We start from the raw sequence: 14,137 nt of genomic DNA, 5'->3' as shown, positions 1-14,137 counted from the left end.
GCCGGCTTGTATTGCAGCTTCAGCCAGCGCTTCGTTTCCTTTCATGAGTACGTTTGCCATATCTATCCCCCTCTTATTTTATAACTGTTATGACTGTGTCTGGACACATTATTGCGCAGAATCCGCAGCTTATGCATTTTTCCATATTTTCTTCTTTTATCATGGCTGGGTGGTACCCTTTTACGTTTAATTTGTCTTTGTCCATTTCTATTATGTGTTTTGGACATGCTTCAACGCATAGTTCGCAGCTTTTGCACAAGTTTTCGTTAAATATGACTTGCTTCAATTTCATCATCTCCATCATATTTTATTCCAAGGTGTTTTCATGTAAAGATCTATAGGAAAAACGTCATATCCCATATTTTTAAGCTCTTCAGCTACATCTTTTTTGGCTGCTGTCATTTTTATGGGAATGCCTGTCCTCCTTGATACGTCTTCAGTTACCTCAATCCCTCTTATTACATCGTCTGCCGTCGTCTCATACGACAGATGTGTGTTATTCACAAGATGCGTCACTTTTATTCTTGCCGCATTTTCTACAAGCTTCATATACTTTATTGCAGATTCTGCATCTTTTGTAAACGGCCTGTTTACATTTATAACAAAAAGCACATCTACATCTTTATCGGCCAATATATTGTGATATTGTCCAAATGCAATTGCCCCTGCATCATCGCCACCAATATCAAATACAGCATATTTTTCCTCGTCTTGCATGACGCTGTATATATCTCTTGATAATGCCGGCATATCTGCATTCATGTATTTTTCATCCACACCAATTACTTTTATGCCCCATCTATCTAAAAGCTCTTTTCTAACTTCTCTTGGTCGAAAATATGGATTTACTATATCAAGATCTACTATGTCTACATCATATCCACATGTCTTTATATACCTTGCGTAATTTATGGCTATTTCTGTTTTACCTGTGCCATAATGCCCCAGAACTACGGTCAGTCGTTTAAAATCCATTTTGATCATCCTTTTATTATAAAATAAAGATCATTGAACATTGACGTCCACAGATTGTGGATTTACCTTGACTATCTTTAGATTCAAATTCGTCGTCACATTTACTGGCAATGTCTGTGTACCTGTAGTTGCATTTGTAGCATCTACATAAGCGCTAAAATCGCTGGAAGTAGCCGAATCTACTACATTTTCTGGGCCAGTGACAGTTACTACGATACTTGGATTTAAAATAGTGACATTTTTGTTGTCGCCACCTTTAACGTCTATGCTGCTTATAGTTATGTTATTTGTAACTATCTTTTCAATATCTATAAAAACTTTTGCTGTGCTGTCGCTTTTCACAAGGCTAACGCCATTTGGAAGGTCAAAAGGCACGCTTTCGGTGACAGACGCATTCTTGCCCGATATGTCTATCTGCTTAGTGTCAACGCTTTTGATGGTGTTTAATACAGCATCATCTCCCGTCACATAAACGTACTCAGGCAAGACACTTACTTGTGCAACATCATATCCATCCATAGGTTTGCCAAATATCTTTGCATTCACAGGTACTCTTATGGCCTTGTTCACATCTATATCCACTTTAATATATCCGGGATTCACATCTACGCCTTTGACTTCGTTGCCATTTCTGTCCACCGGTTCAACAGGTACAGATATGCTTACATCCTTTGATTTATTAGCCATATCGACTTGTGCTACTACATCTTTTATCAAATTCACTTTGCTTTCAGGGCCAGTAATCACTACTTCACCAGGAGTCGCCACAGCAGGCTTCATAGCAAAGCCATCCATTACAGCTCCATTGACCTTTACGTGCACCGGCATCTGCACCCTTGAAACTTTGTCTACATCAAGCTTTATCTCCGAAGGATTTGCAGAAACAAATGTCACATTCTTAGGAAGTGAACTTACTTCAACAGGCACGACATTTATCCCCTTTGTTATTATCCTGCTGACATCTGCTTCAACCTGTATGTCTGAAGGTCTTACATTCATCACATCACTTCTTCGGCCTTTAATCCTGACTGTCACCGAGAAATTTTTATCCCCTATAAGTGTCAATCCTTTCTTGTCAAGCGTATTGACATTCACTATATTTACAGGAATATTGCCTACATCATAAGATATCTCTGGGTTCTTCTCACCCATCACATAAAGCCACAATATAAATGCTATTAAAACTGAAAGTATCTTTATAGGTAGATTTTTACTCAGCATGCTTATTCCCCCATTTGAACCAGTTAGAGCCTTTGCTGTCCTTAACTTTGAACATACTTAAAAGAACTTCTTTTAAAGTCTTTATATCCAAATGCCTTGATATTCTTCCGTTTTGAGCAAGTGATATAGTACCAGTTTCTTCTGAAACTATGACTGATACAGCATCTGACACTTCAGTCACACCTATGGCAGCTCTGTGCCTCGTGCCGAGCTCAGTGCTTAAATTTTGATTGTCAGTAAGTGGCAAAAAACATCCAGCGGCCATTATCCTATCGCCTCTTATTATAACCGCTCCGTCGTGAAGGGGGGTATTTGGTATAAATGTATTTATTAGAAGCTCACTGGATATTTTGGAGTCTAAAGATATGCCAGTTTCTATGAGTTCATTTAAACCAGTATTTCTCTCCAAAACAATCAAAGCACCTATTTTAGATCTGGACAAAAATTGGACAGCATCGCATATCTCGCTTATGACATCGGCTATATCCTGGACTTCATCGTTTATTATGAAAAAGTTTCTCTTAATAAACTCGCTTCTTCCGAGGGATTCTAAGGCTCTCCTCAGTTCTGGCTGAAATACTATTAAAAGTGCTATAACGCCAACAGTCATTGCATTGCTTAAAATATAATTGACTGTCCTAAGCTGCAGCCACTCGCTTAATTTTGTAAGTATTAAAAGAATTATAATTCCTTTAAATAGTTGCTCAGCTCTGGTTTTTCGTATGACTAATATAAGGCGGTACGTTACATAAGCTATTATCGCTATATCTACGATGTCATTTATCTTCATCGTCTTTATTATTTCTATAAGGCCATTGAACAAAAAGCTCACCTCTTGAGGCAAAATTGTAAACTAATATAATTTTAGTACTTGCTCATAATAATTATACACTAATAATTCCGAAAATCCTATAAACTTAGTATATTAAATAAAGAAAAAAGTCATAGAATGACTATTATTCTATGACTTCAACGATTATATTCTTCTCCTCAACCCGCTTTATGAGAGGATTTATCACATCTCCGTGAATCAATACGTCAAAGGCAGATCTCAATGATTTGCCTACTATTATCTCTGTAATATCGTTTTCAGCAGCAAATTCAGCTAAAGCATCTGAAATCTTCTTTCCAACCAATATGGATACTCTGCCACCTAATTTCTGAGCCATCTCAAAGAGTTCGACTAAGATCTTGTGTTCCTTCAAATCTTTATATATATCATTGTTTTTATTCACATACACAACACAAAATTCCCCATTTGTCTCTTTCGCCCTCTCTGCTCCTCTTTCAACAAGCCTTTGGCAGCTCTTTTGCGGAGTAACGCAAACCATAATTCTGCTTTTTACTCCGGGCTCGTAACTTAAAACCATCAGCAAGCCTCCTATCAGGAGAAATAATAACAACTCCAAATATATTATATATTCGATAACATATTAATGTCAATTAATCAAATCACCCGGTTTACTACCACTAAACTTTTTATGACCCATATTTTTCTTAAGATACTCCTTTATATATACGATATCTTCTTCTGACGGTTCTATGTTGCCATACACTAAATCATTATAAATTTTTGTAATCTTGTCGAAGTCGGAAAAGCCCATATCCAATATTCTATTTTGAAACTCTACAGTGGTTTCACTGTCATATCTTTTAAATCCTCTCCTTTTAAGCCTTTTTAAAATTTTATTGTAGTAGTATAAAAAGGCACTTCTCCTTGAACTATGATGTCTTTTTAATAAAACATATCTGATAGCTGCAAATATGGCTAATAAAAGAACCAAGACTATAAAAAATATCATTCTATGCGTATCTTTATTGGATGTGTTGTTTTTTGACAAACTCCCTACAGGTTTATTTTGTACCGAATTTTGGCTGGCATTTGACTTGGTAATAGGAGCAGTGCTACTATCATTATTTTGCTGTACTGTTGACACATCGCTATTATTAACTGAAGATGCACCTGCATAAGTTTCTTGATAAATTGCCGTCGGCTCAAATGTCACCCATCCGCTATTTTGAAAAGGTACCTCCACCCATGCATGTGCATAAGATTCTTTTATGTCATATTCACTGCCTAATACAGGTTGTGAAGGCATCTTAAATCCCACAACATATCTGGCTGGTATCCCTATTGTCCTAAGCATTATAACCATTGATGTTGCAAAGTATGTGCAATATCCTTGTTTTAAGTCAAAAAGGAAGTAATCAACAAAATCTCTTCCCTGTGGTGTATCAGGTACATCCAGATTGTATTTATAAGTATTTCTCAGGTACTGCTCGATAGCCTTTACTTTGTCATAATCGGTTTTCTTATCCTTTGTGATGTTTAATGCAAGCTCTTTCACCCTCTCTGGAAGATTAGAAGGATACTGCAGGTACATGCTCATGTCACTGCTATTTACTACCTTGTCCTTCTCCAGAAAGCTTGCACTTATTTCCGTCTTGTAATACTGTACTGTGTACCCGCTTTTCACATGTCTACCTGCTGTCGTCATGGCTAACGTACTTCTATCGTATATATTGCTGATATTTACATGGTAAGGCTGCCAAGGCGAAAAAATAATATTCGTATTCATTGCAACAGGGAAAATCTCCACGCTTTTTATCGTGTATTTAATATTTTTATCAAATTCCGGTTGGAAGTAATTATCCCTCCCAAAACTGTGCTGAACTACTGAATTAGTCCATTTATTGTTTTCATACGTATCAAACACTTCGCCTCTTAAGTACAGACTCTCATCAGCTTTTACCCTCATTACCACCTGATCGCTTACAGTTTCCGGTCCGCCTAAGTTTTGAGAAAATGAACTAAAATCTGTTGTAAAGCTATTTGCACCACTTGTACTCCCTATTCCATTTCTCCATGTCTTTGTAAATGGAAATGCATCGTAAAATTTATCATTTAATGTTTGCCACACAACAGGGTGGAAATTTTTCGGCACTGTGTATGCTATAACCGTGCTTATAGATGAAAATAAAATTGCAATAGCCAAAAGGCTTGCGATAGAAGCCTTTCCATTTCCCGCTTTTTGATAGTTGATTACTGACATGTTTATAAAACTTGCTGCTACATAGAATACTAAAAAAGCGTATGCTTTGTCTACGTAATTGTACCACTGAAAAACTAATACAAATATGCCAAACAGCATAGTCAAAAAATAACTTTTTAAAATCCTGTTTAAAAAAGTAATAACAAGCGAAATCAAAAAAACACTCAATAAGACTGTTGTAAAAAAGTATCTGTTTGTCAACTGATTAAATCCTTCAGGCCAGCTTGACTCACTCATGTATATATAAAGCCAATTGACGTATTTATCAATTTCTAATACGACTTTTGTAAGCACATCTTTTCTCATGTAAAAATAATACAAATCAACTAATATAAAAGTAGACAAAAAAGTGACTACAAGCTGAGGTCTTTTTAAGAAAATAGTCAAAAGCGCCACAAACGCCAAAGTCAAAGAAACTACTTCTACAATGTCCACTTTAAAATTCAAACCAACAAATACCGAGAGAGACAGAATTACTGTCAACAAAGACGTCATAATATACTCAATTATGTTGAACTTCCATGTGTACACTTTCATACATATCTCTCCAAGATGTTATTTTTATCCCTGAATTTCCCAGTCTATTTTTCGTTTTTTCATCCAATCTATCTTTGTTGGTATAAAAGATTGCGATGTTTTGATTAATATTGATTTGAGACAAAGCCGCCAATAATTTTTCATCGATAGATGGAGTAACAATAGCCATCGTAAAATCTCGCGGAAGTCCACTTACGTACTCAAGCAATTTTCTGTCAAAATCTATTTCATAAATAGGAAATAATTTTAAAGTCCAAAATTTAATTATACTAAAATCCTTTACTCTGCTACACTGTGCTAACGGCTTATTCGTCTCATAATCAACAAGTCGTACAGGGATCCCGTTTGTAAGACAATATTTTGCCAGTGAAAGCACACACTCTGCCGTCATCTCATCTATATTTCCGTCATCTGCCTTATAGTGATTTTTGTATAAATCCCACAAAATATTAACTTCACTTAAAGCTGTGTATTGGTACTCTTTTACATATAATTTTTGTAATTTTGCTGATATTCGCCAATGAATCTTTTTAAGACTATCTCCATCCACATATTCTCTTAAATTCGCCAAATTTGTGTAGTCTTCAAACTGCTTAGCCCGGCTTGCAAATCCACCCACATCTGAAGCTAAGGGTAAATCAAAGGGGGTATCGTATACCTTAGGATACACCACTATATTATATTGTCTATTGACCGTCTTCTTCATTTGAAATATGCCGAAAGGATCCTTTACTTTTATTACAATCGGGCCAACAGTATATATCCCTCTTTTTTTAAACAAAACGTTTCTTTTAATAACTTTTTTCTGAAATGAATTCAAATTTGTAGCAATAGGAAAAAATTTTCTATTATTTTCATCAATTGATACAAATGCCAGCGGCAAAAAAAATTTATTTTTGATCTTAATACTGTACTTGATTTTATCGTCAACATTGATTTCAGTACTGTCAATATCGATTTCTATTGATATTGATAAAATGGCTATCGCGGCATATAAAAAACTTAGCGACAACAAAGCCACATTTACAAAGAAAATATAATACAGTATTTCACCGCTGGTAAAAATCGCAAAAAGAAAAGAAATAATGGTAAATGACAATAATAAAATGAAATTACGCATACTTTTTTACCACCGGAACTTTAGCCGTATTTAAAATGTCTTTTATGACGCTTTTTTCATCTATGTTATTAAATCTCATCTCGTTTTTTAATATTATCCTGTGAGACAAAACTGGCACACATAAATATTTTACATCATCAGGCAATACGTAAGTGCGCCCTTCTATAAACGCCTTTGCTTGGGCTGCCTTCATCAAATTTAAAGCCGCTCTCGGACTTGCACCTAAAAGTACCATATCTGAATTTCTCGTCTTGTTTACTATGTCTATAATATAAATCAATATGTTGTCATCAACATATACAGATTTTACTTCATCTTGCATCTTCAAAATCTCTCTAATTGATACTACTGATTTCAAATCTTCCAGTGGATCTAAAGCTTCAAACATCTTAAGCATGTTTATTTCGTGCTTCATATCTGGATACCCTAAGCTTATTCTAATCATAAATCTGTCTAACTGTGCTTCTGGTAATCTGTATGTCCCATCGTACTCAATCGGATTTTGCGTGGCGATTACCATAAATGGCCGAGGTAAATGGTAAGTATTTCCGTCAACAGTAATCTGCCTTTCTTCCATAGCTTCTAAAAGACTTGATTGCGTCTTGGGAGATGTTCTGTTTATTTCGTCTGCCAGAAGAATTTGGCTCATTATAGGTCCTTGTTTAAATTCAAAGACACCTTTTTCAGGATTATATATAGAAACTCCAATAACATCTGACGGCAATAAATCCGGCGTAAATTGAATCCTCTTAAAATCCGCACTTATGGATTTAGCCAATGCCTTTACTAATGATGTCTTCCCAACTCCAGGAACATCCTCTATAAGAACATGTCCACCAGATAAGAGCGCTATAAGGACAAGCTTTACTTCTTCAGCTTTGCCTACTATAACTTTATTTACGTTATCAATAATTTTATTTATGATCTCCATAATTCCTCCATCGTTTCAAATAAATGTAATACATAAATATTTTGCCCAATTTATATGATTTCTTTACTTTAAGTATACAAAAAAAAGATCCCTTAAACAAGGACTCAAGATTTTTCTTTAAAATATCTATTTACACCTTTGTATATGGCCCATGCAATCTTATATTGATAGTTTTCATCATTTAAAAGCCTCTCTTCCTCAGGGTTAGACATAAAACCACACTCTATTATCACAGCAGGCATTTTTGCATGCCTCAAAATATAAAATGTACTTGTCTCTTTGGCCATTCGGTCATTGTTGGGATCTAACGTCTTTCTAAGCTCATCTTGTATCAGTTCCGCCAGAAGTTTGCCTTCTTTTGAATTTTTTTGATAAAAGACCTGCGCCCCTTTATACCTTGGATCGGGAAAACTATTTAGATGAATACTTAACATAATATCGCCTTTTACATCATTGCCAGCATGTACTCTATTTTTTAAATCCTTCATTATGTCCTTATCCGACAATGTATCATCTTCTCTCGTCATAAGCGTTATCCCACCGCTTTCTTCTATTAAGTCTTTAAGCTTTGACGCTATTTTAAGGTTTAGTTTATCTTCGTCTTCTCCATATTTGCCGGGCTTACCCGGATCACTTCCTCCGTGACCAGCATCGATTATAACGATCTTATTCATCAAAGGAATTTGATTTACTGTCTCAACAGTTTTGCTTAAAAAACTCAATAGAGCAATAAACATTAAAGCTATGACGATAAAGAAAAAATATCTATACCGTTTCATCTGAATTTCTCCTCCACTTTTATTAAAAAGCCACATTATAAAATATTCAAATATAGGTGCAACTATGTCACCATAAACTTCAAAATACATATTATGAATAGGGAAAGGAGGAGTATAAATATGGTTACATTGGAATTTACGTATGTCGTAAAGTCCGGAGATACTTTATTCTCAATTGCAAAAAAGTTTAATACTTCTGTAGAAGCCATTATTTCGAGAAACAACATCGTCAATCCATCGCTTATATATCCTGGCCAAACATTGATAGTGCCAGTTACCGGAGTCTATTATACGGTCATGCCTGGAAATACAATTTATCTAATAGGCCAGAAATTTGGCGTTCCTTATGAATCGATTATATATGTAAATAACATACTTTACCCATACACAATTTATCCAGGACAAATGCTTTTTATACCAAATGGAAACATTCCTATGCAGTCAGCACCTGAAACGTCTTATGCTTATAACACTTATACGGGATCATTCGGTGAAATGCACAACATACCGGCAGCGCCAATGTACAACATGCCATGTCCAACAAATTACATCGTTCAGCCTGGCGACACATTATGGAGCATAGCAAACAAATTCGGCGTTTCTCTTGATGAAATATTAAGAGTCAACTATTTTATGGACCCTAATATGATTTATCCAGGTCAGACTGTCGTCATACCGTGTCCATCCAAGACATCTCCTACTATGCCTTATAATCCACCGTTTGAACATCATAAAGAAGGCAGAATGGTGTACGTTGTAAAGCCTGGCGATACACTTTACAATATTGCTGCAAGATTCAATACTACAGTCGATGCAATATTAAGAGCTAACCCTGACATTCAAAATCCTTCCCTCATATACCCTGGACAGAGAATAATAATACCTACCTTGAAAGAGTCTGAAATCAGCAACGACACCAAAACGCAAAGCGATAACGATGAAACCAAAGAAAGTGAAAAGAAAGACGATAAAAAAGAAGACGACAGTCAAGAATAGAAAAAGCCATCCATTAATGGATGGCTTTTTTTAAAGGCTATCTATATACTTTTCAGCTACATAAGCAGCAATAGCACCATCTGCCGTTGCTGTCACTACCTGCCTCAATGTCTTTTTCCTAACATCTCCTGCAGCAAAAACACCTGGAATATTCGTCTTCATATCTTCATCGGTTATTATGTAACCATACTCATCTGTATCAACAATACCTTTTACTAATTCTGAATTTGGGCTTAATCCTATAGCTATAAATACACCATCAACTTTTAGTGTGGTTTCTTCATTCGTCTTCACATTTTTTAAGACTAATCCTTCGACACCATATTCTCCTTGTATGTCTTTTACAACAGTGTCCCAGATAAATTCTATCTTAGGATTTGCAAAAGCTCTATCTTGAAGAGTCTTAGAAGCCCTTAATTTATCTCTCCTGTGAATTACATATACCTTCTTGGCAAATTTTGTAAGGTAGTTTGAATCCTCCATTGCAGTATCGCCACCACCTACAACGGCAACCACTTGATCCTTATAAAATGCCCCATCACATGTAGCACAATATGAAACACCTGAGCCTCTGAATTTTCTCTCTTTATCAAATCCTAACTCTTTAGGTGTAGCACCTGTTGCTATTATAATCGCTTTTGCCTCATAAGTCTTCTTGTTGGTGGTGACTTTTTTTACGCTGCCTGTGATGTCTAACCCGACGACTTCCTCATTGTAAATCTGCAGTCCATATCTTTTTGCTTGTGATTCCATTTTGTTTATAAGATCAGGACCGCTAATTCCGTCAAATCCCGGGTAATTCTCTATTTCGTATGTGGTCACTATCTGCCCTCCCACATACATTTGCTCTATCATTACAGTATCTAATTTAGATCTGCAAGCATAGAGACCTGCTGCAAGTCCCGCTGGGCCACCACCCAGTATAATCAGATCGTACATACAATAATCACTCCTTTAAACAATACAATAATGGAAGTAGTATTTCACTACTTCCATTATTGTACCACATTTTTTTCTTTTTACATAACACCCGCTGGTTGTCTAAATTTATTTTTTGCTTCTTGTATGTCTTGCATCTGTGCTGGTTTTACTGAATACCAGCCTCTCTGGCTTATGGCGTTCCACACTTGCTTTTGTTCTTCAAACGTAGAATTTAATGCATTGATAAAATCCCTCTTGAGGTTTTCATTGGCTGCTTCTGTCGCAGCATGTGAAAGCACCTCTATGGCAAGTTTGTAATCTCCTAAGACGCCCATCATTATATCTTTATCCGTCATGCCTGTATTACCCATCATATGTATCCCTCCTTATCCTAAATTTCTTGCTATAGAATTAAAACTATTTTGACATCTGTCGGCCAAATTTTGACACAATGCCTTTAACTGTTGATCTTTAAGCCTTGAAGCGCTGTCATTTAAGCATTTAACCATGTGTTCTTGAAGCGAAAGCACATCATCAATGTACATCAACTCTTTGCTGGAAATTTGTTGCAACTTGATTCCTCCTTTCATGATCGTTCAAATTTAATATGTGCACATGAAAAAAAAATATACGGCATTGCCGTATAATATTACTTTATATATCCTTTTTTCTTCAATTTTTCAATGTGTTCTTTAAGCTTCTCATCTATGTTTATGTTGTACTGGTCTTCTAAAACAAACATCATCGATACTGCCACTTGTGCCACATCCAAAAGTTCTTCAGATATTTTCTCAGCCACATCCTTGTTTGACATTTTTACTCTTTCCCCATTAAGACCCCTAAACTTTCCTATAGCTTGTGCCAGCTCTCCTGCCTCCTCCATAAGTTTCAAAGCCGTCGACTCCAAAGAAGGTTTTAAATTATTTAACTTAGGCAAACTAATTGCTTTGTATTCGGTCTCCATTTAATCACCTCACGACTGTTTTCTTCGCGCCAGAAATTCTACCACTTCCGGTGTAACTTCTTTTATTAAATCAAGCATTTTAAATGAAATGTTCCTTATATCCCATTGAGCCTCCGGCGTGCATCTTAAATTAGCATAGTGATCAAAAGCCCACAAATCTGTATCCATCAAAACAATCCGCCTATGAGCATTTGTAACCACATATGAGCTTGTTTCTGGTAATTTTTCGTGTAGCTCCAAATATAATTTTTCAGCTTCATCAATCGCCCTCTTTAATACATCTGTACACCCAGCTTTTTCAATATTTGGAGGCACTGTATACCCGTTCTCTATAGTTGGCTTATAAGTATTAAAATTAATCATCCTATGCCTCAATAGTTGATGCCACGCAGCTTCACTTAATCTTAACTGAAATTTGTACCTTACAGATCTAAAAGGCTCTATAAGATGATCAAACTGATCTATCTTAGAAGAAGCTAATTTCACAATGTTTGCTTTCTCTTCCTTTCCCAACTTCATAACCAAATTTTTAATGCTTTCCACTGGTTTCCCTGTATAAGAGAAAATAATATGCATAGTCAATATATCAAGAAAAGTCATATCACCGCTTTTGCCTGTGTAATCAATCAACTCAACATCTGAATCCAAGGAAACATCCTCTAAATCATACCCATTGACTAAATATTCCATCTCTTTATTTACAGTCAATTGGTATTTAGATGGGCTCAAATGCCTCATCATGCTTGGTGCAATTTTTTCTGCTTCGTCAATTATATTTCTTGCCAATATTTCTGCTTCTTTTGTGCCATGGGATTGCAATTTTCTGACTATATCTTGCAAATCAAGGGCATTTAACGCCACAGCAAAGCTGGTCTTTGCAGACAGCAGCAAAGCATATCTTGCATCCTCAAAAGCTATCTTACTTATCCTTCCAATATACGCTTTATCGCTTTCATGTTTATTTTTCTCAACAGTTAACTTCAAATAATCAGTGAGTTTACTTATAAGCATCTCATATGCGTCAAAAGATACATTCCATACTTTTATAAATTTCTCTTTTAACTCCGGATAATTTTCAAGCTCCGGAGGTATTACAAATCTATCCCTATTCGGTCTTTGATATCTCTGGCTCCACTCTATGTAAGACGGTCTTTTATTCATCAATTCTATATCGCCAGACAAAAATCTTGAAGTGTCTTCTATACACAAGTGCATCAAATTCTGCTCTGCTATAGACGAATGGCCGAACTTTTCCACCCATTTTTCATGAAAAGCTTTTGCCTTCTGCATTGCCTCATCAAGTGGAATATCTGGTGTCGTTAAAAAATCACTTATATCAAGATCTCCTGATGTCAATGATTCTAATATGTTTAGCCTCCAACTGGTGTCTTTTCTGCTTACTTTTGAATTAATAGGAGGTATTATAAATTCTGGCAGTGAATGTATAAAATAAACAGGCCCATATAAATTCGTAACGAACTTTTTTAATAAGTTTTCTTCAGCCTCAGTCAACTTTCTCATTAACATTTTAAAACTCCTCTCGAACTTTATCATATATAAATTATATCGTAAAATAGTGAAATTTGTAACACTAAAAATAAAATAAAGGAGCTTCAAAGCTCCTCTCATCCCATATCTTCTTAAAAATAAAAATGGTGACCCATCCGCGATTCGAACGCGGGACACCCTGCTTAAAAGGCAGGTGCTCTGCCGACTGAGCTAATGGGTCACAATGGTGGAGGGAGATGGATTCGAACCATCGAAGGCAATGCCAACAGATTTACAGTCTGCCCCCTTTAGCCACTTGGGTATCCCTCCATGATTATCTGCTAATTGTAGCAGCGACTTTTTTATTTTATAATAAATACAACATATTGTCAAGTATAGATAGGAAATTACAGAGATTTCGCATCAAAATTCCAGCAAAAAATTTATCTTTACAAGAATTTTTATATTTTACATCTAGTTGAATATATGGTAATAGTAAATCCGTTTAGATGCTAAAAAAGTTGCACTTTCCCCTTACCCCATGAATTTTAATAATGAATTTCCAGTTTTGTTTCAAATTATGTCTTCACAAACAGTGGATTACTCCATCCAGTTTCTATGATAAATATCTCATCTTTTATATCTTCAATAATATCTATTTGAAACATATGCTTTTCTCTAAAATTTCTTATACACCTGAAGAAATATAATTGCATCAAATTAAATGCTATTATTATAAACATTAACACAGTTTCTACGCCCTCAGGACTGTGCAGAAAACAGTGATTTAAATGCCATTCTGTTTTTAATTGATGAAAAGCATTGTTTTCAATTTCCTATCTTTTATGTATTATTTTCCATAGGGTTTCTACTGAAGTAACTTTAGAGGTAGTTATTATCCATGATTCTTTTATTTCTACTTTGCTTGAGCTATGTATCTCCTCTATAAATTTTATAAACCTTACTTCTATGTTGGAATTAGGCATTTGAAAATTGTCTTCGTCCCAGGCCTTTATTTTAATATAATTGTTACTTTCTTTCTTAACAGTCCATTCTTTATCTGCTTCTCGACACTTGAATAAACCAAGAGCATCTTTAACTATATTTAATCTTTCGTCTTTAACTCTTACTACTGCATCCATCCCTATTGAT

Annotated in this window: 15 protein-coding genes, 2 tRNA genes and 1 pseudogene; 1 reads left to right on the top strand and 17 read right to left on the bottom strand. The window is 35.5% G+C overall.

Annotated elements, in window-relative coordinates:
* Positions 1–73 precede the first annotated feature (73 nt).
* The 9 genes from BVF91_RS12690 to cwlD all read right to left on the bottom strand — a co-directional run bounded on the left by BVF91_RS12690 (position 74) and on the right by cwlD (position 8,616).
* Positions 74–286 (bottom strand): 4Fe-4S binding protein, encoded by a 213-nt coding sequence (locus BVF91_RS12690; protein ID WP_038070181.1) that lies wholly within the window; start codon positions 284–286, stop codon positions 74–76.
* A gap of 14 nt (positions 287–300) precedes the next feature.
* A complete protein-coding gene (locus tag BVF91_RS12685; RefSeq protein WP_085113723.1) occupies positions 301–975 on the bottom strand; it encodes a hypothetical protein in 675 nt (224 codons plus the stop codon).
* A gap of 30 nt (positions 976–1,005) precedes the next feature.
* Positions 1,006–2,196, bottom strand: a complete 1,191-nt coding sequence (locus BVF91_RS12680) for a CdaR family protein (protein ID WP_085113722.1) — start codon at positions 2,194–2,196, stop codon at positions 1,006–1,008.
* A complete protein-coding gene (gene cdaA, locus BVF91_RS12675) occupies positions 2,186–3,019 on the bottom strand; it encodes a diadenylate cyclase CdaA (protein WP_085113721.1) in 834 nt (277 codons plus the stop codon). Before cdaA ends, BVF91_RS12680 begins: the two co-directional genes overlap by 11 nt.
* Before the next feature lie 133 nt (positions 3,020–3,152).
* Positions 3,153–3,566, bottom strand: coding sequence for a universal stress protein (locus tag BVF91_RS12670; protein ID WP_013787192.1), 414 nt, complete (start codon positions 3,564–3,566; stop codon positions 3,153–3,155).
* 69 nt (positions 3,567–3,635) lie between these two features.
* Positions 3,636–5,786 (bottom strand): transglutaminase TgpA family protein, encoded by a 2,151-nt coding sequence (locus BVF91_RS12665; RefSeq protein WP_085113720.1) that lies wholly within the window; start codon positions 5,784–5,786, stop codon positions 3,636–3,638.
* On the bottom strand, positions 5,752–6,906 hold the full coding sequence (locus BVF91_RS12660) for a DUF58 domain-containing protein (protein ID WP_085113719.1): 1,155 nt from the start codon (positions 6,904–6,906) through the stop codon (positions 5,752–5,754). Before BVF91_RS12660 ends, BVF91_RS12665 begins: the two co-directional genes overlap by 35 nt.
* On the bottom strand, positions 6,899–7,837 hold the full coding sequence (locus BVF91_RS12655; RefSeq protein WP_085113718.1) for an AAA family ATPase: 939 nt from the start codon (positions 7,835–7,837) through the stop codon (positions 6,899–6,901). Before BVF91_RS12655 ends, BVF91_RS12660 begins: the two co-directional genes overlap by 8 nt.
* A 104-nt stretch (positions 7,838–7,941) precedes the next feature.
* Positions 7,942–8,616 carry an N-acetylmuramoyl-L-alanine amidase CwlD gene (gene cwlD / locus BVF91_RS12650; protein WP_085113717.1) on the bottom strand — a complete coding sequence of 225 codons (675 nt, stop codon included), beginning with the start codon at positions 8,614–8,616 and terminating at the stop codon, positions 7,942–7,944.
* A 120-nt stretch (positions 8,617–8,736) separates the two neighbouring features.
* Here cwlD and BVF91_RS12645 point away from each other — a divergent pair, with 120 nt between their 5' ends.
* The gene (locus BVF91_RS12645) at positions 8,737–9,612 is read left to right on the top strand and encodes a LysM peptidoglycan-binding domain-containing protein (protein WP_085113716.1); all 876 of its coding nucleotides are present in this window, start codon (positions 8,737–8,739) and stop codon (positions 9,610–9,612) included.
* A gap of 30 nt (positions 9,613–9,642) precedes the next feature.
* Here BVF91_RS12645 and trxB read toward each other — a convergent pair whose 3' ends face one another.
* From trxB to BVF91_RS13530, 8 genes and pseudogenes are all read right to left on the bottom strand, one after another.
* Complete coding sequence (gene trxB / locus BVF91_RS12640; RefSeq protein ID WP_085113715.1) at positions 9,643–10,551, bottom strand: thioredoxin-disulfide reductase; 909 nt, start codon at positions 10,549–10,551, stop codon at positions 9,643–9,645.
* An 80-nt stretch (positions 10,552–10,631) separates the two neighbouring features.
* On the bottom strand, positions 10,632–10,907 hold the full coding sequence (locus BVF91_RS12635; protein WP_085113714.1) for a spore coat protein: 276 nt from the start codon (positions 10,905–10,907) through the stop codon (positions 10,632–10,634).
* Between the two features lie 12 nt (positions 10,908–10,919).
* Entirely contained in the window at positions 10,920–11,105 is a 186-nt protein-coding gene (locus tag BVF91_RS12630; RefSeq protein WP_085113713.1) for a spore coat protein, read from the bottom strand.
* Positions 11,106–11,182: 77 nt separating this feature from the next.
* Positions 11,183–11,497 carry a MazG-like family protein gene (locus tag BVF91_RS12625; protein WP_085113712.1) on the bottom strand — a complete coding sequence of 105 codons (315 nt, stop codon included), beginning with the start codon at positions 11,495–11,497 and terminating at the stop codon, positions 11,183–11,185.
* 9 nt (positions 11,498–11,506) lie between these two features.
* Positions 11,507–13,024, bottom strand: coding sequence for an FAD-dependent thymidylate synthase (locus BVF91_RS12620; protein WP_085113711.1), 1,518 nt, complete (start codon positions 13,022–13,024; stop codon positions 11,507–11,509).
* A gap of 126 nt (positions 13,025–13,150) precedes the next feature.
* Positions 13,151–13,226, bottom strand: a tRNA-Lys gene (locus BVF91_RS12615).
* Positions 13,227–13,230: 4 nt separating this feature from the next.
* Positions 13,231–13,315 (bottom strand) — tRNA-Tyr (locus BVF91_RS12610).
* Positions 13,316–13,821: 506 nt separating this feature from the next.
* Positions 13,822–14,137: pseudogene (locus tag BVF91_RS13530) on the bottom strand (transposase); the annotation flags it as partial.

The sequence above is a fragment of the Thermoanaerobacterium sp. PSU-2 genome (genome assembly GCF_002102475.1).
Classification (GTDB): domain Bacteria; phylum Bacillota; class Thermoanaerobacteria; order Thermoanaerobacterales; family Thermoanaerobacteraceae; genus Thermoanaerobacterium.
This window is presented reverse-complemented; position numbering and strand designations above follow the sequence as displayed.

What these genes read in the sequence shown, in the direction of transcription:
- BVF91_RS12645 (WP_085113716.1), top strand. Translation starts at nt 8,737, where the DNA reads ATGGTTACATTGGAATTTACGTATGTCGTAAAGTCCGGAGATACTTTA.
- BVF91_RS12680 (WP_085113722.1), bottom strand. Translation starts at nt 2,196, where the DNA reads ATGCTGAGTAAAAATCTACCTATAAAGATACTTTCAGTTTTAATAGCA.
- BVF91_RS12670 (WP_013787192.1), bottom strand. Translation starts at nt 3,566, where the DNA reads ATGGTTTTAAGTTACGAGCCCGGAGTAAAAAGCAGAATTATGGTTTGC.
- BVF91_RS12685 (WP_085113723.1), bottom strand. Translation starts at nt 975, where the DNA reads ATGGATTTTAAACGACTGACCGTAGTTCTGGGGCATTATGGCACAGGT.
- BVF91_RS12660 (WP_085113719.1), bottom strand. Translation starts at nt 6,906, where the DNA reads ATGCGTAATTTCATTTTATTATTGTCATTTACCATTATTTCTTTTCTT.
- BVF91_RS12620 (WP_085113711.1), bottom strand. Translation starts at nt 13,024, where the DNA reads ATGTTAATGAGAAAGTTGACTGAGGCTGAAGAAAACTTATTAAAAAAG.
- BVF91_RS12655 (WP_085113718.1), bottom strand. Translation starts at nt 7,837, where the DNA reads ATGGAGATCATAAATAAAATTATTGATAACGTAAATAAAGTTATAGTA.
- trxB (WP_085113715.1), bottom strand. Translation starts at nt 10,551, where the DNA reads ATGTACGATCTGATTATACTGGGTGGTGGCCCAGCGGGACTTGCAGCA.
- BVF91_RS12635 (WP_085113714.1), bottom strand. Translation starts at nt 10,907, where the DNA reads ATGATGGGTAATACAGGCATGACGGATAAAGATATAATGATGGGCGTC.
- BVF91_RS12625 (WP_085113712.1), bottom strand. Translation starts at nt 11,497, where the DNA reads ATGGAGACCGAATACAAAGCAATTAGTTTGCCTAAGTTAAATAATTTA.
- cwlD (WP_085113717.1), bottom strand. Translation starts at nt 8,616, where the DNA reads ATGAAACGGTATAGATATTTTTTCTTTATCGTCATAGCTTTAATGTTT.
- BVF91_RS12665 (WP_085113720.1), bottom strand. Translation starts at nt 5,786, where the DNA reads ATGAAAGTGTACACATGGAAGTTCAACATAATTGAGTATATTATGACG.